This is a genomic window from Amycolatopsis sp. NPDC004772 (assembly GCF_053601215.1).
In genome coordinates, this window is sequence record NZ_JBSGBK010000063.1 from 13,832 (window position 1) to 33,670 (window position 19,839).

Here is a 19,839-nt window from a genome sequence, read left to right on the forward strand (position 1 = left end):
CACCGGAAGGAGCACGGATGACCACCGCAACCAAGCCGCTCGCCGTCGTCACCGGCGCGTCGAGCGGGATCGGGCTGGAGCTGGCCAAGCAGTTCGCCCGGCACGACTTCGACCTCGTCCTGGCCGCCGAAGACGCCGAGCTCGCCGCGGCCGCCGACGCGGTCCGCGCGTGCGGGGCGCAGGTCGAGGCGGTCCGCACCGACCTCGCCGCCCCGGACGGCGTCGAGGAACTCGTGCGCCGGCTCGCGGACCGCCCGGTCGAAGCACTGGCCGTCAACGCCGGCGTCGGGATCAACGGCGAGTTCGCCGGGGACACCCTGCTGGAGGACCAGCTGACGGTCGTCGACCTCAACGTCCGCTCGGCCGTGCACCTGACCAAGCGGGTGGTGCCCGGCATGGTCGGCCGCGGCCACGGCCGGGTGCTGTTCACCTCGTCGATCGCCGGCACGTCGCCCGCGCCCTACCAGGCCGTCTACGCCGCCTCGAAGGCGTTCCTGACGTCGTTCTCCGAAGGCCTGCGCGCCGAGGTGAAGGACAAGGGCGTCACCGTCACCGCGATGCTGCCGGGCCCGGTCGACACCGAGTTCTTCGAACGCGCCGACATGGCGGACACCAAGATCGCCACCGGCGACAAGGACAGCCCGGCCGAGATCGCCGAAGCGGGCTACGAAGCGCTGATGTCCGGCAAGGACAAGATCGTCCCCGGCGCGGTGAAGAACAAGCTCCAGGCGGCCGGCTCGCGCCTTCTTCCCGACCAGGCGAAGGCGAAACAGCAGGGCAAGATGATGCAGCCCGGATCGGCGGACGCATGAGCGTCATCGAAGACGTCACCCGCAAGGCGAAGCAGGTCCAGCGCAGCTACGCCGGCGGGGAAGACCGGCCGCTGGGCGGGTACGTCGCCGCGATGGGTGCCTACAGTGGCCTCGTCGGCGGGCTGACGCTGCTCGGCCGCGCCGTCGGGGCCCGGTTGCCGCGGCGGATCGGCGCCGGCGACACGATCCTGCTGGGCGTGGCGACGTTCAAGGCCAGCCGCCTGCTGGCCAAGGACGCCGTCACCAGCCCGCTGCGCGCCCCGTTCACCCGGTACGAAGAACCGGCCGGAGACGACGAGCTGAACGAGTCCGTCCCGGCGAAGGGACACGTCGGGCACGCGGTCGGCGAGCTCGTCTCGTGCCCATTCTGCCTGAACGTCTGGATCGCCACCGGACTGGCCGGCGGCCTGGTGATGGCCCCGCGCGTGACCCGGCTGGCGGCGGCCATGCTGACGGCCGTCGGCCTGGCGGACGCCCTGCACCTGTTGTACGACGCGGGCAAGAAGCTCGCGTCCGGTTAGCCCGGGTTCGCGCCGCGGCTCAGTCCGGGCCGCGGCGCAGCGGGCGGACCGCCGGGCCCTGCACGACTTCGCCGTCGACGCCGAACCGCGAGCCGTGGCACGGGCAGTCCCAGGTCTTCTCCGCGTCGTTGAACGAAACCAGGCAGCCCAGGTGGGTGCAGTGCGCGCCGACGGTGTGCAGCTTCCCGGCGTCGTCGCGGTGGGCCGCGACGAGCTCGCCGCCCACCCGGACGATCTCGGCCTCGCCGGGTTGGAGGTCGTCGAGCTTCTCGGACCGCCACAGCGCGGCGACGTGGTCGCCGACGAGGTACTTCGCGACGGTCAGGTTGTCCTGGGCCACCTCGAGCACCGAGCGCACGTCGAAGCGGTTGGGGTCGAACAGGTCCGCGGCCGGGTGCGGCTCGCCGAGGATCCGCGCCGCCAGCACGTGCCCAGCGGCCGTGCCGCCGGTCATGCCCCACTGGCCGAACCCGGTGGCCACCCACAGGTTCTTCGTCCCCGGCAGATAGCGGCCGACGTAGGGCAGCAGGTCGGGCGTGGACATGTCGTGGGCCGACCAGCGGTGGGTGACGCGGTGCAGGCCCGCGTGCCGGTCCGCCCAGTCCGCCAGCCGCCTGTACCGGCGTTCGACGTTGACGTGCGCGCCCACCCGGTAGTGCTCGCCGCCGGCGATCACCATCGGGGTGCCCTGCTCGGTGTAGCCGCGCACGGAGTGGTGCGTGTCGGCGTCGAGGAACATGCCTTCGGGCGCGCTGTTCCCGGCCGCGGGGCCGGCGACGACGAGGTCGCGCACCGGATCGAGCCGGGCGAAGTACAGGCCGCGGTCGAGGACGGGATAGTGGGTCGCGACCACGACTTCGCCCGCCACGACGTCACCGCGCGAGGTCCGGACGGTCCGGCCGTTGAGCGCGGTGGCCCGGGCGTGCTCGACGATCGTGCCGCCCGCCCGCTCGATTTCCGCGGCCAGGCCGAGCAGCCACCGTCGCGGGTGGAAGTGCGCCTGCCCGGTGGTCCGCACGGCGCCCAGCGCGGGCACGTCGAGCGCGACCTCCTCGGTGAAGGACGCCGCCAGCCCCGCCGCGGCGGGGCTGGCGGCCTCCTGCTTGAGGGAGTCGACGGTGCTTTCCCGGGTCGTGTAGACGTAGCTGTCCGCGCGGGTGAAGCCGCAGTCGATGCCGAGGTCGGCCGCGGTGGCCGCCACCCATTCGAGGGCCGCCGACTGGGTGCCGGCGTAGGCCTTCGCCGCACCGGCGCCGTGGCGGGACGTCAGGTCCGCGTACTTGGCCCCGTGCTGGGCGCTGACCTTCGCGGTCGTGTGGCCGGACACCCCGGCCGCGACCCGCTCGGCCTCCAGCACGACGACCGACCGGCCGGCGCGCGCGAGCAGCAGCGCGGTGGTGAGCCCGGCGATGCCCGCGCCGAGCACCGCGACGTCGGCGGATTCCGGCACCGGGACGGCGGTGCGATCCGGGGCGGGAGCGGTTTCGACCCACAGCGAGAGCGGTTCGGGCAGGGCTGTCATGCCTGCGGGTGCCCGCTGAACGCCCGGCCAAACCGGCCATCCGGCCCGTTTCGCCCGCGCGAAACCAGGGGTAGCCCCAGCTCATGAGTACCGACATCTTCGTGATCGGCCTGGACGAGGAGAACCAGCGCGTACTGGATCGCCTGCCGTGGGCCGGAAGCTACCGGTTCCACGGGCTCCTGACCCCCGAAGAGCTGCAACACGGCGAAATCGACTTCGAAGCGCTGCTGAAGACAGCGCAGCACGAACTCGACGCGTTCGACGGCGAAGTCGGCGCGATCGTCAGCTATTGGGACTTCCCCGCCGCGACGCTCGTACCCATCCTCTGCGGCCGCTACGGCCTGCCCAGCGTCTCCCTCGAAGCGGTGCTGAAGTGCGAGCACAAGTACTGGAGCCGGCTGGAGCAGAGAAAGGTGATCGACGAGCTGCCGAACTTCGGCATCGTCGAGCTCGGCGACGAGCGCCCCGCTCCGCCCGAGGGTGTCGGCTACCCCATGTGGCTCAAGCCGGTGAAGTCCTTTTCCTCCGAGCTCGCCTTCAAGGCTGAGAACGACGCGGAATTCGCCGACGCGGTGGCCGAGATCCGGGCCGGCGTCGGCCGGGTGGGGGAGCCGTTCGGCTACGTCCTCGACCAGGCCGGCCTGCCGCCGGAGATCGCCCGGGTCGGCGGGGCCGCCTGCCTGGCCGAGGAGGCGCTGCACGGCGTCCAGGCGGCCGTCGAAGGGTACGTCCACCAGGGTGAGGTCACCGTCTACGGCGCCCTCGACTCGATCAACTACCCGGACAGCTCGTCCTTCCTGCGCCACCAGTACCCATCGCAATTGGGGGAAGAGCCGGTCCAGCGGATGCGCGAGGTCGCGGAGCGCGTGATGAAGCAGATCGGCTTCGACAACGGCACCTTCAGCATCGAGTTCTTCTGCGACCCCGACTCCGGCCAGGTGTGCCTGCTGGAGATCAACCCGCGGCACTCGCAGTCGCACGCCGAGCTGTTCGAGTTCGTCGACGGCGTCGCCAACCACGAGATCATGGTCCGCCTCGGCCTGGGCCAGGACCCCGGCCGCCGGCCCCGCAAGGGCACCTACCAGATCGCCGGCAAGTGGTACCTGCGCCGGTTCGAGGACGGCGTCGTGACGCGCGTGCCGACGCCCGAGGAGATCGCGACGGTGCAGAACCGCATCGACGGCACCCAGATCGAAATCGTGCCGGAGGTGGGGCAGCGGCTGTCGGACCTGCCCGAGCAGGACAGCTACAGCTTCGAGCTGGCCCACCTGTTCGTCGCGGGGCACACCGAGCACGAGATGGTGCAGAAGTACCAGGCGTGCGTGGACGCCCTGCCGTTCGCATTCGAGTGAGCACGAAAAACGGGGTCGCGTTCGGACAGTCCGAACGCGACCCCGTTTTTTCGTGCCTCAGCCCGACTGCGGGTCGCTGTCGTCGTGCTCGTCCCCGGTCGACGTGCCCTGCTCGCCGCGGAGGGTTTCGCGCTGGGCTTCCGGCGTGTCGCCGTGCGGGTCGTCGCCCCGGGCGCCTTCGGCGGGGTCGGTCGGGTGCTGCGTGCGCTCTTCGGACGTCATTTCGTCCCTCCTTCACGGTCGTTTCCGCACCGGATACCCCGCCGTGCACCGCTCAACCACCGGCGTTTGCCCCGAAGATCGCCGGGTAAGCCGGGAGCGACGCGGTTGTCGCCGGCGATCGCGCCGGGACCGCGGTGAGGTGAAGGAGACCCAGATGACCACGTCGGCGGAACCCGTCCGCCCGGGCCCCTTGGCCGCCCGGTCCGTCGTCCACTCGCCCGTACCGCCCGCCCCGCGGATGCTGCGGCTGCCCGGCGTCTACCGCCCCCAGGAAGACACCGCCCTGCTCGCGTCGGCGATCGCCGAACTGGCGATCCCGCCCGGCGCCCGCGCCCTCGACCTGTGCACCGGCACCGGCGCGCAGGCGATCACGCTGGCCCGCCGCGGCGCGGGAACCGTGCTGGCGGTGGATCTTTCGCGCCGGGCGCTGGCCTCGGCCCGGCTGAACGCGCTGGTCCGGCAGCTCGCCGTGCGCCCGTGCCGGGGCGGCCTCGCCCGAGCGCTGCGCGAGGGCCCGTTCGACGTCGTCGTCGCGAATCCGCCGTACGTGCCGTCCCCGGCGGCGACGGTCCGGGCCACCCGGGGCTGGGACGCCGGCCCGGACGGCCGCGCGCTGCTGGACCCGCTGTGCGCCGCCGCGGGCACGCTGCTGCGCCCGGGCGGGACGATGCTGCTCGTGCAGTCGGCACTGTCCGATGTGGACAAGTCACGGGAAATGCCGGCCGCGCAGGGCTTGCGGGCCACGGTGGCCCGGCGTGCGCGAATCCCGTTCGGCCCGGTCCTTTCCGGACGGACCGACTTCCTCGAGGCGGCCGGGCTGATCGAGCCCGGCCAGCGGGTGGAAGAGCTGGTGGTGCTGCGTGCCGAACGCTGAGCGCGGGCCTCGCCGGGTGACCGTCGTCCCGGGCGGCCCGGTCCTGGTGGAGGGGCCGGTCGAGCTGAGCACGCCCGACGGCGAGCTGGTGCGCTCCGACCGGTTCCTGGTCGCGGTGTGCGCGTGCCGGCGGAGCAAGCGGTTCCCGTTCTGCGACACCAGTCACCGCAAACGCGTCCGCACCCAGGCGGACGACTGACGGGCGATGGCCTCCCGGTCCGGCCGGGAGGCCATTTCCGGGTCAGCTCCGCAGGGACGACCGGCCGGCTTTCCAGCGGCTCAGCACCTGCTCGCCGAAGCGGCCCTCGAGGAACTCGGTCGCCTGGATGCCGAACACGATGTCGGCGGCCAGTTCGGGCTCCTGGTCCAGCAGGTCGCCGAGCACGTCGTGGCGCATGACCTGCTCGTGGACCGCGTCGGCTTCGATGTGCTCGGTGTAGAAGAACCGGCACGCCTCCGGGGCCTCCAGGCGTCGCAGGGCCTGGTCCATCCGCTGCGCGGACGGTGCTGTCGTGATCTCCGCCGCCGCGAAGTGCCCGCACAGCGCGCCCCGCAACGACCGGTGCAGGCCGAACAGCGACATCATGTTGACCACCGCCAGCATGGAACCGGGCACCTGGTCGATGAGCTCCAGGTAGCCGTCGGGCAGCCCGGCCGCGCGCAGCAGGTCGGCGTAGAGGCGGGCGTGCACGAGCTCCGCGCGGCCGCCGCCGAATTCGTCGAACTCGACCGCCACCAGCGCGGCCTTGGCGCGGCCGCGCAGCCGCGGGATCACCCACGCGTGCGGATCGGCCTCCTTGTGGTGGTAGATCGAGCGGTGCGTGAAGTACTCCCGCAGCTGTGTCCAATCGCCGTGGTCGCGCAGGTAGTGCGAGACGCCTTCGACGTCGATCGGCTCGACCAGCAGGCCGTCGAGTTCCGCCTGGACGTCGTCGCCGCCCGCCACGTTCTCGCGCAAAGCGGCGAGGAACCGGGCCTCCAGCGCGCCGCGCAGGCGCAGCAGCTCCGGGTCCCATTCCCAGTCGGGGGACACGCCCGGCAGGCCCTGGTAGTGCAGTTCGTAGCACAGGTGCAGGGCCAGCTGGAGGTCGTCGCCGAGCGGGTCGGCGTCGGCGAGACCGTCGAAGTCCAGGTCGGCCCGCGGCTGTTCGCGCAGGAGGATGCCCAGCACCGAAGCCGAAAGCGGGCCTCGCGCGGCCGGCCGGGTGGCCGCCGCGGTGGTGGAAGTCGTCATGGTCGCGGCTACCCGGTCAGCAGCGTTCCATGCGCGGCGGGCACGGTCGCCGCGGTGAGCCACCGCACCGCGGCCGCCGTCTCCTCGCCGGCCACCGCCCGCTGCTGCGCGGCCCCGGTACCGCCGTCGCGCACCGCGTCGACGAGCTTCCGGACCTCGGCCAGGTCACCGCTGTCTTCCAGCGGCGCCCGGACGTGTGCGAGGAGGTCGTCGACGAGCGTCCACGCCGGACGGCGGGTCTCCTCGGCGGCGTCCACCAAGTCCCCGCCGAGGCCGTGACGCGCGGCGGCCCACACGGCCGCGGCGGCCACCTGCGGGGACAGCGGCGCGGCCTCCCGGCCTTCGGCGAGCTCGGCCAGCGCCCGCTGCACCAGTGCCCGGCTGAGCAGGGCCTGCAGCACGGCGTGGTCGACGGTCAGGGCGGTGTCGGCGACCCGGAACTCGACCGTCGGGAACCGGCCGGACGGGCGGGCCAGCCAGAACGTCTGATCCGGGTCGACGAGCGCGCCGCAGTCCACCAGCGTGTCGACGGCCCGCCGGTAGTCGGCGTACCTGCGCAGGTGCGGGGCGACGCCGGAGCCGGGGAAGCGGGACTGCAGGACCATCCGCCAGCTGTCGTAGCCGGTGTCGCGCCCGTGGTCGAACGGCGAATTGGCGGACAGCGCGAGCAACGTGGGCAGCCACCGGCCGAGGTGGTTGACGACGGCCACCGCGGTGTCGGGATCGGGCACGCCGACGTGGACGTGGCACCCGCAGGCCTCGTAGTCGGCGACGACGGCGCCGTAGACGGCATCGATCTCGGCGTACCGGCCGGTGCTCGCGGGTGGCTCCGCGGCCGGCGCGGGCCCGACCGGCGTCCCGGTGGCCAGCAACGCGCAGTCTTCGGCCGCGGCGGCGCCGGCCAGCACCCGGCGCGCGGCGGTCAGCTGGTACCGGAGCTCGTCGGCGGTCGTGCAGACCCCGCTGGCGGCTTCGAGTTGCGTGAGCCGCAGTTCCCGGTGCACCCGGACGCCGTCGGGCAGCGGCCCGTGGTGGCGGTGCCGGGCCAGCACCGGCTCGGCACACGGCGAAGCGTGCCCGGTGCGGGGGTTCACGAGGAGGAACTCCTCTTCGACGCCCATCGTGGGCGGGCCGTCGGACATGGGCAGGCTCCTTCCGGACCGGCTGGGGTTACCCGCTGCGGCCGCGGAAATGCGCCTGGACCCGGCGCTTGTTTCGCGGTTCGCCGGCGGCGGGTACCTCGCACCCATGACAACTCACGAGCGGCTGCGGGTGGTGGGCGCTCCGCCGTCGCACCGCCTGCCGTCACCCCGCGCCCCGTCCGAAGGCGACCAGGGGAGCCACCTCCGCTGGAAGAGCCCGGACGCGGTGGTCGTCGAGGTCACGGGCGAGGTGGACCTGTGCACGGTGGCGGGCTTGGCGGCGGTCCTAGACGAGCACGTGCGAGCACGCCCCGGAGTGTTACGCGTGGACCTCGGCCAGGTGTGCTTCCTCGGCGCGGCGGGCATCCGTGTGCTCCTGCGCGCCCACCGCCACGCCGAGGCGGTGGGCGTTCACCTGGTGCTCGATCCCGGCCGGTCGCGTGCCGCGGTCCGGGCACTGGAATTGCTCGACCGGCTTCAGGGTTAGCGAGCCGCGCCGTTTTTTCGGCTAACCTCTGTGGATTGGAATACAGGGGAGGCGGCATGCTGGACGACGACCTGATCGGCCGATTGCGGGGCGGAGACGCGGTCGTATCGGCGGCCTTGTTCGAACTTTGCCAGAGCCGTGTCCGCAATTATCTCACTGGCCGGGTGCCGAATCCGGCGGATGTCGACGATTGCGTCAGCGAAGTGGTCTTGCGCGCCTTGGAGTCCATTCGGGCCGGGCACGATCCGCATGTTCCCGTGTCATGGCTGCTGGGGATCGCGAGAAACGTTCTCAAGGAGCGGTATCGCGAAGTTCGCAGCAGCTCGCTGGCCGAGCTGGACGATGTGGCCTACGCGCCCACCGAACCGTACCTCGAGCTGGCGCACACGAAGTTCGACCTGGAAGACCTGGTTTCGGTCCCCGTCGACCTGGAAACGATCATCAGCAAACGTGACCTCTGGTCCATGCTCCCGCTCGCCATCAAAAGCATCGGCGGCGAACTTCAGCGGGTGATGCAGGAGCACGTCCGGTTGAGCGTCGAGCGCGACCGGGTGGTCGTCGGTGCCGAGCTCGCTGCGGCATTGGACATGCCGGTCCCGATCGTGAACCGCCAGTTGGCTCGTGCACGGCTGCGTACCCACGATGCGATCGTCGCGCTCGTTCTCGTCCGTTCCGGCCGAGGCGACTGCCCATCACTGGACAACCTGCTCGACGACATCCTGTTCCCGGCTCAGCGGGATCTCCGCAACCGGCTGGTTCTCACTTCCGATCAGAGCAAGGCCATTCTCAAACACGCCTTCCACTGCCCGACGTGCGGCCGGAGGGCTCAAGAAACCGATTACTCCGGGTTCTCGATCCCCAGTTCCACCGGGCCGTCGAATGCGGACCCCACGCCGTCCGAGCTGCCGATCAGCATTTACCTGTCCGAGGAAGCCACGCACACCGAGGTCCAAAGCGCCGTCGAAGAACTCGTGGTCCGGGCCGGTGGCTGGATCGCCGACGCCGACGAGCCGATCATCGGATCGTGGTTCCGCCGGCTGCGCGGACGGGTCCGCCACGCCGCGCGCACGCCGGCCGGACGTGAACTCGCGCAGGTGGCGGCCCACGCGGCGGAAGCCCGGCTCGTCCTCAGCCAGGACGCGACGATCACCGCGACCATGCTGCAGAACCTCGGACCGGTGCTGACCGCCCTCCAACCGACGAAGGAAGCGGTCATCCGGGTCGGTGCCCTGCTGATCGTGAAGGTGGACGGGACCGTCGGCGTCCACCAGCTCACCTCGGCCCAGCAATTCCAGCTGGACCACCAGCCCGGGTTGGCGATGGCGCCGCACGAGGTCCTGGCCGCCCTGCAACTCGGCCCCGGCGAGCCGGCGCCGGGGTGCGAGGCTTCCTAGTCTCCGGTCAACAGATCGACCACGTCCTCGGCCCGCTCTCGTTCCCCGAACCGCCGCCGCTGGCGGTCGGCGCCGCCGCCCTCGGCGGCCAGGCGGGCCGTTCCTTCCCTCGCGAACTCCAAGTCCCCGGCCGCTTCCAAGGCCGGGGCCGTCAGCTCCACCAAGTCGTCCAGGACCGCCTTCGTCGGCTCCAGATCGCCGCTCTTCGGGTGGGGGCAGCAGCCGGTCACCCCTTCGCGCGAGGCCCGCCAGAGCTGCGCGCGCAGCACCTCGTTCGACAGGTGCGGCGCCGGACCGTCGTCGGCCAGGGCCGTGGCGACCAGGCCTCGCGCCAGCACGCCCAGCAACACCGCGTCCTCCGGCACCGCCGCGACGTCGGCGATGCGGAACTCCAGCGTCGGCTGCTTGTCCGAAAGCCGGACGTCCCAGTAGATCATTCCGCGGTCCAGGATCGAGCCCGCGCGCAGCCAGCCGTCGACGATGCTTTCGTACTCGTCCAGCGAGGCGAAGCGCGGTGGCGGTCCCGCGGACGGCCAGCGGCTCCACTGCTGGTAGCGCCAGCTGCAGTAACCCGTGTCGTAGCCGTCGGAAATCGCCGAGTTCGCCGTCACCGTGAGCAGGGCCGGCAGCCAGGGCCGGATCCGGTTCAGGACCTGGACGCCGCTCTCCTTGTCCGGGATCGCCACGTGCACGTGGCACCCGCAGGTCAGCGACGTCCGGGCGGTGGCGCCGAAGTGCTCGGCCATCCGCTCGTAACGCGGGTTCGGCGTGATCACCGGCGGGTTCGTTTCGAGCAGCAGCGGGGACGCCGCCGGCAGCACGCGGTACCCGCGCCGGCGGGCGGCGCCCGCGAGGTCTTCGCGCAGCCCGCGCAACTGGCGCAGGGCTTCGGTGTGGGTCCGGCAGACGTCGGTGGCGGCTTCGGCCTGAGACCGCGTCAGCTCGTGCTGAAGCTCGCCTCGGTCGTCTCCGGCGGCTTCGGCCGCGTCGACGACGTCGTCGCCGGCGTGGGACAGGTGGCCGCTGCGGTCGACGACGAAGAACTCCTCTTCGATGCCGAACGTCAGCACATCGCCCGTCGGTTGGTTCACCGGTGTTCTCCTGGGGGGGTCGGGGACCGGACGAATACCCGGCGGGCGGTTCGGGCAAACCGGGTTTTCCCGCGCGTGCAGCGGGTATTCGACCGGTCATGTCGACCGACGCCATCGTGCTGCTCAAAAACGATCACAAGACCGTGGAGAAGCTGTTCAAGCAATTCGAGAAGGCGGGGGAGGAGGCGTACGACGAGAAGCGCCGGATCGCCGACTCGATCATCGAAGAGCTGACCGTCCACGCCTACATCGAGGAGGAGATCTTCTACCCGGCCGCGCGCGAAGCCGTGCCGGAGACCAAGGACCACGTGCTGGAAAGCGTGGAGGAGCACCACGTCGTGGTGTGGATGCTGTCGGAACTGCTCGGCATGGACCCGAAGGACGAGACCTTCGACGCCAAGGTCACCGTGCTCACCGAGAACGTCCGCCACCACGTCGAAGAAGAAGAGGACGAGTGGTTCCCCGAGGTCCGCTCGGCGATGGGCCGCAAGCAGCTGCAGGAGCTCGGGCAGCGGATGATCGACGCCCGCTCCGACGCCCCCAAGAACCCCCTGGAACTCAAGAGCGCCAAGGCCTGACGGAGGAGGGCGCCGCTTCCCGGGAAGCGGCGCCCTCGCGGTCACCGCTTCGCGACGACCCGGATGGACTCGAGCTCGGAGTCGGCCGGGTCGGGCAACTGCATCCCGGCGCCGAGCCCGCTGCGCAAGTAGTCGAGCATCGGCTGGGTGATCACCTCGCCGGGCAGCACGCCGGGCGCCCCGGGCGGGTACGGCGTGATCATTTCGGCCGCGATCCGGCCGGCCGCCTCCGCCGCGGGCACCTGCTCGGTCTCGCCGAAGAACGCGTCACGCGGCAGCATCGCCGTCTCCAGCTCCATCTCCCGCGGCGACGGCAGATCCACCTTCGGCGGCTTCTCGAACGACGGCGCGGCCTTCACCAGCGCTTCGACGGCGCCGAGCAGCGTGCCCGCCGTTCCTTCGTCGTCGGAGTGGGTGAACTGGGCGACGATCCGGCGGTGGTCGGACAGGCCGACCGTGACGCGCCGGTGCTCGCGCAGCCAGTCGGCGGCCTGGTACCCGCTGATGCCGAGGGGATCGAGGTCGAGGACGATCTTGAGCGGGTCGGCCGAGTCGGCGAGGTCCGGACCGAGCAGTTCGTCGTAGAGCACGGTGACGCCCAGCTCGCCCAGCTGGCCGCGGACCGACTCCACGAGTGTCAACGCGCCTTCGAGCAGCTCCTTGCCGTGCTCGGCCATCTGCCGGCGCCAGCCGTCGAGAGCCGCGTAGACCAGCGAACTCGCGCTCGTCGTGCCCAGCAGGTCCTCGCGCGCCTTCAGCACCTTCGGGTCCACGCGGTCGCCCTGCAGGTGGAAGACCGAGCTCTGCTCGACCGCCGCGCCCATCTTGTGGACGCTCGTGACGCACACGTCGGCGCCGACGTTCATGCCCCACGGCGGGAGTCCGTCGTGGAACGGCAGGTGCGCGCCCCACGCCTCGTCGACGATCAGCGGCAGCCCGCGGTCGTGGCACCATTCGGCGATCGCACGCAGGTCGCCGCAGGTGCCGTAGTCGGTCGGGGTCACCACCAAGGCGCCCTTGACCTCGGGATCGCGCTCGTAGGCCTCCGCGAACTCCCGCACGCCCGGCGGGTGGCTCAGGTGTCGCCCGGCGTCCCAGTGCGGCCGGACCCAGACGGGCCGGACGCCGCTGACGATCAGCCCGGAGATCACCGACTTGTGGACGTGCCGCGGCACCAGCAGCTTTTCGTGCGGACCGGCGACGGCGAGCATCGCGCTCTTCACCGAAAGCGAGCTGCCGCAGGTCGAGAAGAAGGTGTGCTCGGCGCCCACCGCGTCGGCCATCAGCTCCTGCGCTTCGGCGAGCACGCCCTTGCGCATCAGGCGGTCGTCGAGGCCGTTGAGCGCGATGACGTCGGACTTGAAGACCTCGGCGCCGACGACGTCCAGGACCCGCGGGTCCACGCCGCGGCCCTGCTTGTGGCCGGGCGCGTTGAACGGGACGTAGCCGGCGCTGTGGTAGTCGCGCAGCGCCTCGAGCACCGGTGCCTTGCTGTGGTCCATGGCGCCGGAGTAGCCGGACGCGGTCCGCGTGAAACACCCCGGTGGCGTGACCGCGCGTGGTTGGGGTATCCCGGAGGGCATGGAGTGGCACGAGGAGCTGCACGAGCGGGCCGACGAGCGCATCGAGCACCTGGACGAGCGGCTGTGGGCCGTCGCCACCGCGCTGCACGAGCGGCCGGAACTGTCCTATGAGGAGCACGCCGCCGCCGAGCGGCTCACCGGCGAACTGGCCGCCGACGGCTTCGCCGTGGAAACCGGGATCGCCGGGCTCCCCACGGCGTTCGTCGCCCGCGCCGGGGAAGGGCGGCCCTGCATCGCGCTGCTGCTGGAATACGACGCCCTGCCCGGGCTCGGGCACGCCTGCGGGCACAACCTGATCGCCGCGGCCGGCCTGGGGGCCGCGCTGGCCGCCAAGGACGTCCTGGGGGACACCCCCGGCTCGGTGCTCGCCGTGGGCACCCCGGCCGAGGAACGCGGCGGCGGCAAGGTCGCGATGGCCGAGGCGGGCGTCTTCGACGACGTCGACGCGGCCCTGATGATCCACCCCGGCGTGCACTCGTGGTCGTGGGCGCCGCTGACCGCGCAGGTCGAGGTCAAGCTGACCTTCCACGGCCGGGCGGCGCACCCGACCGGCGACCCGGAGCACGGCATCGACGCCCTCGCCGCGCTGATCCAGGCGTTCGGCGCGATCTCGGCCCTGCGCCAGCGGCTGCCCGCCGGGTCGCACGTCCAGGGCATCATCACCGAGGGCGGCGAGGCGACGAACATCGTCCCCGACCGCGCCGAAGGCCGGTTCGGCCTCCGCGCGCTGACGACGGACGCGCTGGACCGCCTGGTCGAGGACGTGACGACGTGCGCGGAAGGCGCGGCGCTGGCGACCGGGGCGAAGGTCGACGTCGAACGCCTGGGGCGCGGGTACGCGCACTTCCGCGACAACCCGGTGCTGTCGGAGCGGTTCACCGAGCACCTGGCGGCCTGCGGGATCCACGCGACCCCGCCGGCGCCGGGGGTCTTCCTCGGTTCGTCGGACATCGGCGACGTCAGCGTCCGGGTCCCGGCGATCCACCCGTTCGTGGGTATTGCGGCGGAGGAGAAGTCGGACCACACACCCGAGTTCGCCGAGGCGGCGGCGAGTCCGCGCGGCCGGGCGGCGATGCTGGCTTCGGCGGCGGCGCTGGCCCGCACGGTGATCGACCTGCGGACGCACCCGGCGCTGGTCAGCCGCGCGTGGGACTGCTTCCGGGACCTGGCGCGGAACGGGCGGTGACGGCGCGCCGCCGCAGCAGGCGCTCCACGTGGTTCATCGCCTCGACCCCTTCCGGGATCGCCTGCATGAGCCAGTTGTGGAACATCCCGGGGTACTCGCGGTAGTCGAGCTCGATGCCCGCGTCTCGCGCCCGGTCGGCGAAGCGGCGGGCGTCCGGCAACAGGACGTCCCGGGTGCCGATGAACAACGTGATCGGCGCGAGCCCGGTCGGGTCGGCGTGGATCGGGCTGACCAGGGGGTCGCGCGGATCGGTGCCCTCGGCGTACATCCGGCCGGCTTCGCGCAGCCCGGCGATGCCGAGCATCGGGTCGGTCTCGTCGAGCAGTTCCGAGACCGGGTCTTCGAGCAGGACGTCCAGCCAAGGCGAGTACAGGACGAGCCGTTCGGGCTGCGGCCGTCCGTGCGCGCGCAGGTTTTGCGCGATCGCGAGGGCCAGTGCGCCGCCCGCGGAGTCACCGGAGACGACGACGCGCTCGGCGTCGATCCCGTCGTAGGCCGCCTGGACCATCGGGATGGTGGCGGTGTGGTCGTGGTGGGGGACGAGTGGGTAGACCGGCAGCGTCACCGCGCAGTCGAGCCGCGCGACCAGGCCGGCGGCGTAGCGCCAGTGGTGCTTTTCCACCTGCTCGACGTACCCGCCGCCGTGCAGGTGCAGCACGTGCAGGTCGCACGCCTGCCCGGTGCGCGGCCGGAAGGTGTAGCAGGGGAAGCCGTGCACGTCGTGCTGTTCGAGGTCGACCCGCCGCCGGACCTTGCGCGGCGGCCGGGCCATCGACGGCGTTTGGTGTCGCGGCAGCCGGTGGTGCAACGCCGAAACGTTGTCGTAGAACCGTTTCTGGCCCGACGCCCGCAGCACCGCCATCCTGACCTTCGCCTGCACACTGACCACCAGGCACTCCTTCCCGTCCGCACCCGGTTACCCGGGCACGGACGGGACCTAACTAGGCGACGGAGGTGTAGTGCGACGCGTCCCCTTCGAGCGACTCGCTGGGCCGCCCGTCGATGCCGGCCGGGACGTCGCCGGCCACCGTGACGCGGTTGAGCCGCCTCGGCAGGCCGTCGTAGTTGTCGATCGCGTAGTGCTGGGTGATCCGGTTGTCGAACAGCACCAGCTGGTCCGGCTCCCACGCCACGCGCACGACGTTCTCCGGTCGCGTCACGTAGGACTGCAGCAGCCGCAGCAGGTCCCGGGACTCGGTCACCGAGAGCCCTTCGATCCGCTGCGCGAAGCCGCCGATGAACAGGCCGCGCTCGCCGGTCACCGGGTGCACCCGCACCACCGGGTGCACGGTCCGGTACTTGCGCGAGACGAACTGCGCCCGGCGCTCGCGCTCCTGCTCGTCCACCGTCTCCGGCGGCTGGACGTAGTCGTAGTCGTTGGTGTGCACCGCCCGCAGCGTGTCGGCGAACGCCCGCAGCGGCTCCGGCAGGTCCCGGTAGGCCGCGGCGGCGTTCGCGATCAGCGTCTCCCCGCCGTAGGGCGGCACCACCAGGCTGCGCAGCGTGCTGGCCTTCGGCGGGTTGAGCACGAAGGTGACGTCGGTGTGCCAGTGGTTGGCGCGGCCCCGCTCGCTGTCGACGGGCAGGATCGTCGGCGCGCCCTCGACTGCGGGCACCGTCGGGTGCGCCTTGGTGAGCTCGCCGAAGTGCGCGGCGAACCGCTGCTGGCCCTCGTCGTCGAGCCGGACGTTCCGGAACACCAGCGCCTTGTGCTCGTGCAGGGCGTCGGTCAGGAACGCCACCTGGGCGGCGTCGAGGTCGCCGGAGGGGTCGAAGCCGACGATCTCGGCGCCGATCCTCCCGGTCAGCTTGCGGACGTCGGTGCCGATGGTGGTCATGCGGGCTCCTTCACTCGGTTGCGGTTGACGGGCCGCGCGAGGCCGTAGTGCTCGCGCAAGGTGGTGCCGGAGTACTCGGTGCGGAACAGGCCGCGCCGCTGCAGCTCCGGGACGACGAGGTCGACGAAGTCGTCGAGCCCGCCGGGCAGGGTGGGCGGCATGACGTTGAAGCCGTCGGCGGCGCCGCCGCGGAACCACGCCTCCAGCTCGTCGGCGACCTGGACCGGCGTCCCGGCGAAGACGCGGTGCCCGCGCCCGCCGGCCAGCCGTTCCAGCAGCTGCCGGATGGTGAGGTCTTCGCGCCGGGCCAGGCCGACGACCAGGTCGAACCGGCTCTGGCCGCCTTCGGTGAAGCTGCCGACGTCGGGCAGCGGCCCGTCGAGCGGGTAGCCGGTGACGTCGTGGTCGAGCATCTTCGACAGCTGCCGCAGCCCGTAGTCCGGGATGATCAGCGCGTTCAGCTCGGCTTCGCGTTCGCGCGCCTCGGCTTCGGTGCGGCCCAGAATCGGCGAGATCCCGGGGAGGATCTTGATTTCGTCCGGCGCGCGGCCGTACTTCGCGAGCCGGCCCTTGACGTCGTCGTAGAACGCCTTGCCCTCGGCGAACGTCTGCTGCGCGGTGAACACGGCTTCGGCGTGCCTCGCCGCGTACTCCTTGCCGGTCTCCGACGAACCGGCCTGCACCAGCAGCGGGTATCCCTGGGGTGGCCGTTCGATGTTGAGCGGCCCCTGCACCTGGAAATGCGGGCCGTCGTGCTCGATCGCGCGGATGCGGTCGGTGTCGGCGTGGACACCGCTCGGCCGGTCGACGACCGCGGCGCCGTCGTCCCAGCTGTCCCACAGCTTCTTGACGACCTCGACGAACTCCTCGGCCCGGTCGTACCGCGCCGCGTGCGACGGGCGCTTGGCGAGGTTGAAGTTCCGGGCCTCGTCGATCCCGGCCGAGGTGACGATGTTCCAGCCCGCGCGGCCGCCGGAGAGGTGGTCGAGCGAGGCGAACTTGCGGGCCAGGTGGTAGGGCTCGTTGTAGGTGGTCGACGCCGTCGCGATCAGTCCGATGTGGACCGTGGACGCGGCGAGCGCCGAAAGCAGCGTCAGCGGTTCGAAATGGCTGTGCGAGTTGTGCTTGACGTTGCCCCACAGCGCGACGCCGTCGGCGAGGAAGATCGAGTCGAGCCTGCCGCGCTCGGCGGTACGCGCGATGTCGGCGTAGTGGTGCAGCGTGCGGGCCCGGTGCGGGTCGGTCGACGGGTGCCGCCACGCGGCTTCGTGGTGGCCGTTCGGCATCACGAACGCGTTGAGGTGCATCATGGCTTCTCCTTGGGACGCCAGGTGGAAAACCGCCGTTCGAGGCCGACGAAGCCGGCGTTGACGACGACGCCGAGCACCGAGACCGCGATGATCCCGGCGTACATCTGCTGGATCTGGAAGTTCACCTGGCTCGTGTTGATCAGGTAGCCGAGCCCGGCCTTGGCGCCGACCATCTCCGCGGCCACCAGCACCAGGATCGAATAGGACGCCGCCATCCGGATGCCGGTGAACACCGTCGGCACCGCCGAAGGCAGGATCACCTTCCGGAACAGCCGCGGGCTGGACAGCCCCAGCGAGCGGGCCGCCTTGACCAGCAGCGGGTCGACCGTGTTGACCCCGGCGATCGTGTTGAGCAGCACCGGCCACACGCAGGCGTAGACCACCAGGCTGACCTTCGACAGCTCGCCGATGCCCAGCAGCAGCGTGAACACCGGCAGCAACGCCAGCGCGGCGGTGTTGCGGGCCAGCTCCAGCAGCGGCTGCAGGAACCGCGCCACCGGCCGGTACCAGCCGATCAGCAGGCCCAGCGGCACCGCGACCGCGACGGCCACGGCGAACCCGGCGGCGGACCGCCCGACGCTGGCCAGCAGGTGGTCGGCCAGTTCGCCGTCGAGGGCGAGGTCCCACAGCGCCTGCAGGTCCTCCGACAGCGGCGGCAGGAACGTCCGCGTGCTCTCGTCGAGGACGAACCGGGGGACCAGCTCCCAGAGCAGCACGAACAGTACGACCGCGGCGGAGGCGTGCGCCGCCCGGGTGACCTTTCTCCGGAACCGGCGCGGCTCCGGCGGCGGCTCCGCGGGTCTGGTGTGGACAGCGGGTGCTTCGAGGGTGGTGGTCATCGGGCCGCGCTCCGTTCGTGTTCGGCCGCCTTGCGGACCTCGTCGTGCAGCAGTTCCCAGAGCCGGTGGCGCTGCCGGCCGAACTCGGGCCCGGAGCGCACGTCCCCGGTGCGGTCGCCGAGGTCGACGTCGACGACGGCCTTGAGCCGCCCGGGCCGCGACGTCAGCACCGCCACCCGTTGCCCCAGGTAGACGGCCTCGTCGATGCCGTGGGTGATGAACACGATCGTCTTGCCGGTGCGGCGCCAGATCCGCAGCAGTTCCTCCTGCAGCTGCTCGCGGGTCTGGGCGTCGAGCGCGGCGAACGGCTCGTCCATCAGCAGCACGGCCGGGTCGTAGGCGAGGCTGCGGGCGATCGCGACCCGCTGCTTCATCCCGCCGGACAGTTCGTGCGGGTAGCGGTCCTCGAAGCCGGACAGACCGACCAGGGCGAGGTATTCGCGGGCCCGCTCGGCTCGCTGCCGCTTCCCGAGCGGCCCGCCTTCGAGACCGAATTCGACGTTGGCGCGGGCGGTGCGCCACGGGAACAGCGCGTATTGCTGGAAGACGACCCCGCGGTCGAGCCCCGGGCCGCGCACCGGCTCGCCGTCGATCAGCACTTCGCCGGACGTCGGGGTGGCGAGCCCGCCCAGCAGGTCGAGCAGCGTCGACTTGCCCGAGCCGCTGGGGCCGACGAGCGAGAGGAACGTGCCGTCGGCGATGTCGAGGGAGACGTCGTCGAGGGCGGTCAGGGCGCCGAACGTCTTGGTCACCGAGCGGATGCTGATCACTTGGTCACCGCCGGGGCGCCGTCGCGGTAGGGGTTGAACTCGTTGGTGTAGAGCTTCGAGGTGTCGATCCGGTCGTGCTTGAGGTAGCCCTCCTGCTTGAGCCACGGCTCCCAGCGGGTGTAGTCCGCATCGGAGATGAGGCCGGCGCGGGTGATGCCGACGCTCTTCCAGTACTTCAGCGTGTCGGTGCTTTCGTTGCGGCCGCGGGCTTTGATGATCTTCGTGAAGCGGGCGATGACCTCGCCGCGCGGGGTGGTGCGTTCCCACTCGATCGCCTTCGCCACAGCGGAGACGAAGATCTTCGCGGTCTCCGGGTACTTCTTGATGAAGTCGGTGCGCAGCACGTACGGGCCGCCGTTGTAGGGCCCGAACGCGCCGACGTCGGTGAACAGCGGGCGGACGCCGCCGGCCGCGAGGGCGTGGTCTTGCAGGATCCCCTGGAGCGCGGCGACGTCGAGCTGGCCGTTGCGCAGCGCCTGTTCGGCGTTCACCGGCGGGATGACGACGAGCTGGACCTGCTTGATCTCCTCGTCGGAGAGGCCCTGCCCCTTGAGCCAGGTGTCGAGCGCGGCCTCGAGGTTCGCGCCGGCGGTGTTGACGCCGACCTTCTTGCCGATCAGGTCGCGGGCGGACCGGATCGGGCTGTCCTCTTTGGTGTAGAAGCCGATGAAGGCCTTGTCGTCGGAGCCGTAGTAGTTGACGACCGCCTTGACCGGCGCCCCGGCTTCGACGAGCTTGACGACCGCGCCGGTGAAGGCACCGCCGAAGTCGGTCTGGTCGGTGGCCGCGGACTGGATGTCCTGCGGGCCGCTGATCGTGTTGCCGACCCACTTCAGCCTGACCGGGCCGAAGTAGCCCAGGTCTTCGGCGAGTTCGGGCAGGGTGACGGCGTTCGCGCTGCCTTGGTAGCGCAGCTCCAGCTTCTCCGGTTGCCCGGGCGCACCGGTGGCCGTCGCCGAAGCGCAGCCGGCCAGCAGCATCACGGCGGCGGCGAACAGGGGCAGGGTTTTCTTCACGGTGGTTTCGTCCGTTCCGGGAGTCGGTGGGGATAGGAGCAATTGTCAGCGGCTCCCGGCCGGACGGT

21 protein-coding genes are annotated in these 19,839 nt (G+C 71.6%); 9 read left to right on the forward strand and 12 right to left on the reverse strand.

The window, feature by feature from the left end; all coding sequences use genetic code 11:
- The first annotated feature begins 17 nt into the window (after window positions 1-17).
- On the forward strand, window positions 18-812 hold the full coding sequence (locus ACWEF6_RS30090) for an SDR family NAD(P)-dependent oxidoreductase (RefSeq protein ID WP_449686022.1): 795 nt from the start codon (window positions 18-20) through the stop codon (window positions 810-812).
- Window positions 809-1,333 carry a DUF1360 domain-containing protein gene (locus tag ACWEF6_RS30095; RefSeq protein ID WP_449686023.1) on the forward strand — a complete coding sequence of 175 codons (525 nt, stop codon included), beginning with the start codon at window positions 809-811 and terminating at the stop codon, window positions 1,331-1,333. The genes ACWEF6_RS30090 and ACWEF6_RS30095 overlap by 4 nt, the downstream gene beginning before the upstream one ends.
- 19 nt (window positions 1,334-1,352) lie before the next feature.
- Here the strand turns inward: ACWEF6_RS30095 and ACWEF6_RS30100 are convergent, their stop codons facing one another.
- Window positions 1,353-2,855, reverse strand: a complete 1,503-nt coding sequence (locus tag ACWEF6_RS30100; protein WP_449686024.1) for an FAD-dependent oxidoreductase — start codon at window positions 2,853-2,855, stop codon at window positions 1,353-1,355.
- Window positions 2,856-2,938: 83 nt separating this feature from the next.
- On the opposite strand from ACWEF6_RS30100, the gene ACWEF6_RS30105 reads away from it, so the two are divergent.
- Window positions 2,939-4,207: an ATP-grasp domain-containing protein gene (locus ACWEF6_RS30105; RefSeq protein WP_449686025.1), complete on the forward strand. Its 1,269-nt coding sequence runs from the start codon at window positions 2,939-2,941 to the stop codon at window positions 4,205-4,207.
- 57 nt (window positions 4,208-4,264) lie between these two features.
- On the opposite strand, the gene ACWEF6_RS30110 is transcribed toward ACWEF6_RS30105, so the two are convergent.
- A complete protein-coding gene (locus ACWEF6_RS30110) occupies window positions 4,265-4,429 on the reverse strand; it encodes a hypothetical protein (RefSeq protein WP_310975710.1) in 165 nt (54 codons plus the stop codon).
- Window positions 4,430-4,583: 154 nt separating this feature from the next.
- Here ACWEF6_RS30110 and ACWEF6_RS30115 point away from each other — a divergent pair, with 154 nt between their 5' ends.
- Complete coding sequence (locus ACWEF6_RS30115) at window positions 4,584-5,303, forward strand: methyltransferase (protein ID WP_449686026.1); 720 nt, start codon at window positions 4,584-4,586, stop codon at window positions 5,301-5,303.
- Entirely contained in the window at window positions 5,290-5,502 is a 213-nt protein-coding gene (locus ACWEF6_RS30120; RefSeq protein ID WP_449686027.1) for a CDGSH iron-sulfur domain-containing protein, read from the forward strand. The genes ACWEF6_RS30115 and ACWEF6_RS30120 overlap by 14 nt, the downstream gene beginning before the upstream one ends.
- 42 nt (window positions 5,503-5,544) lie before the next feature.
- Here ACWEF6_RS30120 and ACWEF6_RS30125 read toward each other — a convergent pair whose 3' ends face one another.
- A complete protein-coding gene (locus tag ACWEF6_RS30125) occupies window positions 5,545-6,537 on the reverse strand; it encodes an iron-containing redox enzyme family protein (protein ID WP_449686028.1) in 993 nt (330 codons plus the stop codon).
- An 8-nt stretch (window positions 6,538-6,545) separates the two neighbouring features.
- Window positions 6,546-7,679 carry a carboxylate-amine ligase gene (locus tag ACWEF6_RS30130; protein ID WP_449686029.1) on the reverse strand — a complete coding sequence of 378 codons (1,134 nt, stop codon included), beginning with the start codon at window positions 7,677-7,679 and terminating at the stop codon, window positions 6,546-6,548.
- 106 nt (window positions 7,680-7,785) lie between these two features.
- Between ACWEF6_RS30130 and ACWEF6_RS30135 the strand changes: the two genes are divergently transcribed.
- Both ACWEF6_RS30135 and ACWEF6_RS30140 read left to right on the forward strand, forming a co-directional pair.
- Window positions 7,786-8,166, forward strand: coding sequence for an STAS domain-containing protein (locus ACWEF6_RS30135; RefSeq protein WP_449686030.1), 381 nt, complete (start codon window positions 7,786-7,788; stop codon window positions 8,164-8,166).
- Between the two features lie 56 nt (window positions 8,167-8,222).
- Entirely contained in the window at window positions 8,223-9,560 is a 1,338-nt protein-coding gene (locus ACWEF6_RS30140; protein WP_449686031.1) for an RNA polymerase sigma factor, read from the forward strand.
- Here ACWEF6_RS30140 and ACWEF6_RS30145 read toward each other — a convergent pair.
- On the reverse strand, window positions 9,557-10,651 hold the full coding sequence (locus tag ACWEF6_RS30145) for a carboxylate-amine ligase (RefSeq protein WP_449686032.1): 1,095 nt from the start codon (window positions 10,649-10,651) through the stop codon (window positions 9,557-9,559). The two genes, ACWEF6_RS30140 and ACWEF6_RS30145, sit on opposite strands and share 4 nt — an antisense overlap.
- A 98-nt stretch (window positions 10,652-10,749) precedes the next feature.
- On the opposite strand from ACWEF6_RS30145, the gene ACWEF6_RS30150 reads away from it, so the two are divergent.
- Window positions 10,750-11,229, forward strand: coding sequence for a hemerythrin domain-containing protein (locus tag ACWEF6_RS30150; protein ID WP_310975717.1), 480 nt, complete (start codon window positions 10,750-10,752; stop codon window positions 11,227-11,229).
- Between the two features lie 41 nt (window positions 11,230-11,270).
- Here ACWEF6_RS30150 and ACWEF6_RS30155 read toward each other — a convergent pair whose 3' ends face one another.
- Window positions 11,271-12,731 (reverse strand): aminotransferase class I/II-fold pyridoxal phosphate-dependent enzyme, encoded by a 1,461-nt coding sequence (locus ACWEF6_RS30155; protein WP_449686033.1) that lies wholly within the window; start codon window positions 12,729-12,731, stop codon window positions 11,271-11,273.
- Window positions 12,732-12,810: 79 nt separating this feature from the next.
- Between ACWEF6_RS30155 and ACWEF6_RS30160 the strand changes: the two genes are divergently transcribed.
- Window positions 12,811-13,998, forward strand: coding sequence for an amidohydrolase (locus ACWEF6_RS30160; RefSeq protein WP_449686034.1), 1,188 nt, complete (start codon window positions 12,811-12,813; stop codon window positions 13,996-13,998).
- On the opposite strand, the gene ACWEF6_RS30165 is transcribed toward ACWEF6_RS30160, so the two are convergent.
- From ACWEF6_RS30165 to ACWEF6_RS30190, 6 genes are read right to left on the reverse strand one after another with little or no spacing between them, the layout of a single operon-like run.
- Complete coding sequence (locus ACWEF6_RS30165; protein WP_449686035.1) at window positions 13,949-14,887, reverse strand: alpha/beta hydrolase; 939 nt, start codon at window positions 14,885-14,887, stop codon at window positions 13,949-13,951. The two genes, ACWEF6_RS30160 and ACWEF6_RS30165, sit on opposite strands and share 50 nt — an antisense overlap.
- A 52-nt stretch (window positions 14,888-14,939) precedes the next feature.
- Window positions 14,940-15,836, reverse strand: a complete 897-nt coding sequence (locus tag ACWEF6_RS30170) for a TauD/TfdA dioxygenase family protein (RefSeq protein ID WP_449686036.1) — start codon at window positions 15,834-15,836, stop codon at window positions 14,940-14,942.
- Window positions 15,833-17,146 (reverse strand): LLM class flavin-dependent oxidoreductase, encoded by a 1,314-nt coding sequence (locus ACWEF6_RS30175; RefSeq protein WP_449686037.1) that lies wholly within the window; start codon window positions 17,144-17,146, stop codon window positions 15,833-15,835. The genes ACWEF6_RS30170 and ACWEF6_RS30175 overlap by 4 nt, the downstream gene beginning before the upstream one ends.
- Window positions 17,143-17,985: an ABC transporter permease gene (locus ACWEF6_RS30180; RefSeq protein ID WP_449686038.1), complete on the reverse strand. Its 843-nt coding sequence runs from the start codon at window positions 17,983-17,985 to the stop codon at window positions 17,143-17,145. Before ACWEF6_RS30180 ends, ACWEF6_RS30175 begins: the two co-directional genes overlap by 4 nt.
- Complete coding sequence (locus ACWEF6_RS30185; RefSeq protein WP_449686039.1) at window positions 17,982-18,755, reverse strand: ABC transporter ATP-binding protein; 774 nt, start codon at window positions 18,753-18,755, stop codon at window positions 17,982-17,984. Before ACWEF6_RS30185 ends, ACWEF6_RS30180 begins: the two co-directional genes overlap by 4 nt.
- A complete protein-coding gene (locus tag ACWEF6_RS30190; RefSeq protein WP_449686040.1) occupies window positions 18,752-19,771 on the reverse strand; it encodes an ABC transporter substrate-binding protein in 1,020 nt (339 codons plus the stop codon). The genes ACWEF6_RS30185 and ACWEF6_RS30190 overlap by 4 nt, the downstream gene beginning before the upstream one ends.
- Between the last annotated feature and the right edge of the window lie 68 nt (window positions 19,772-19,839).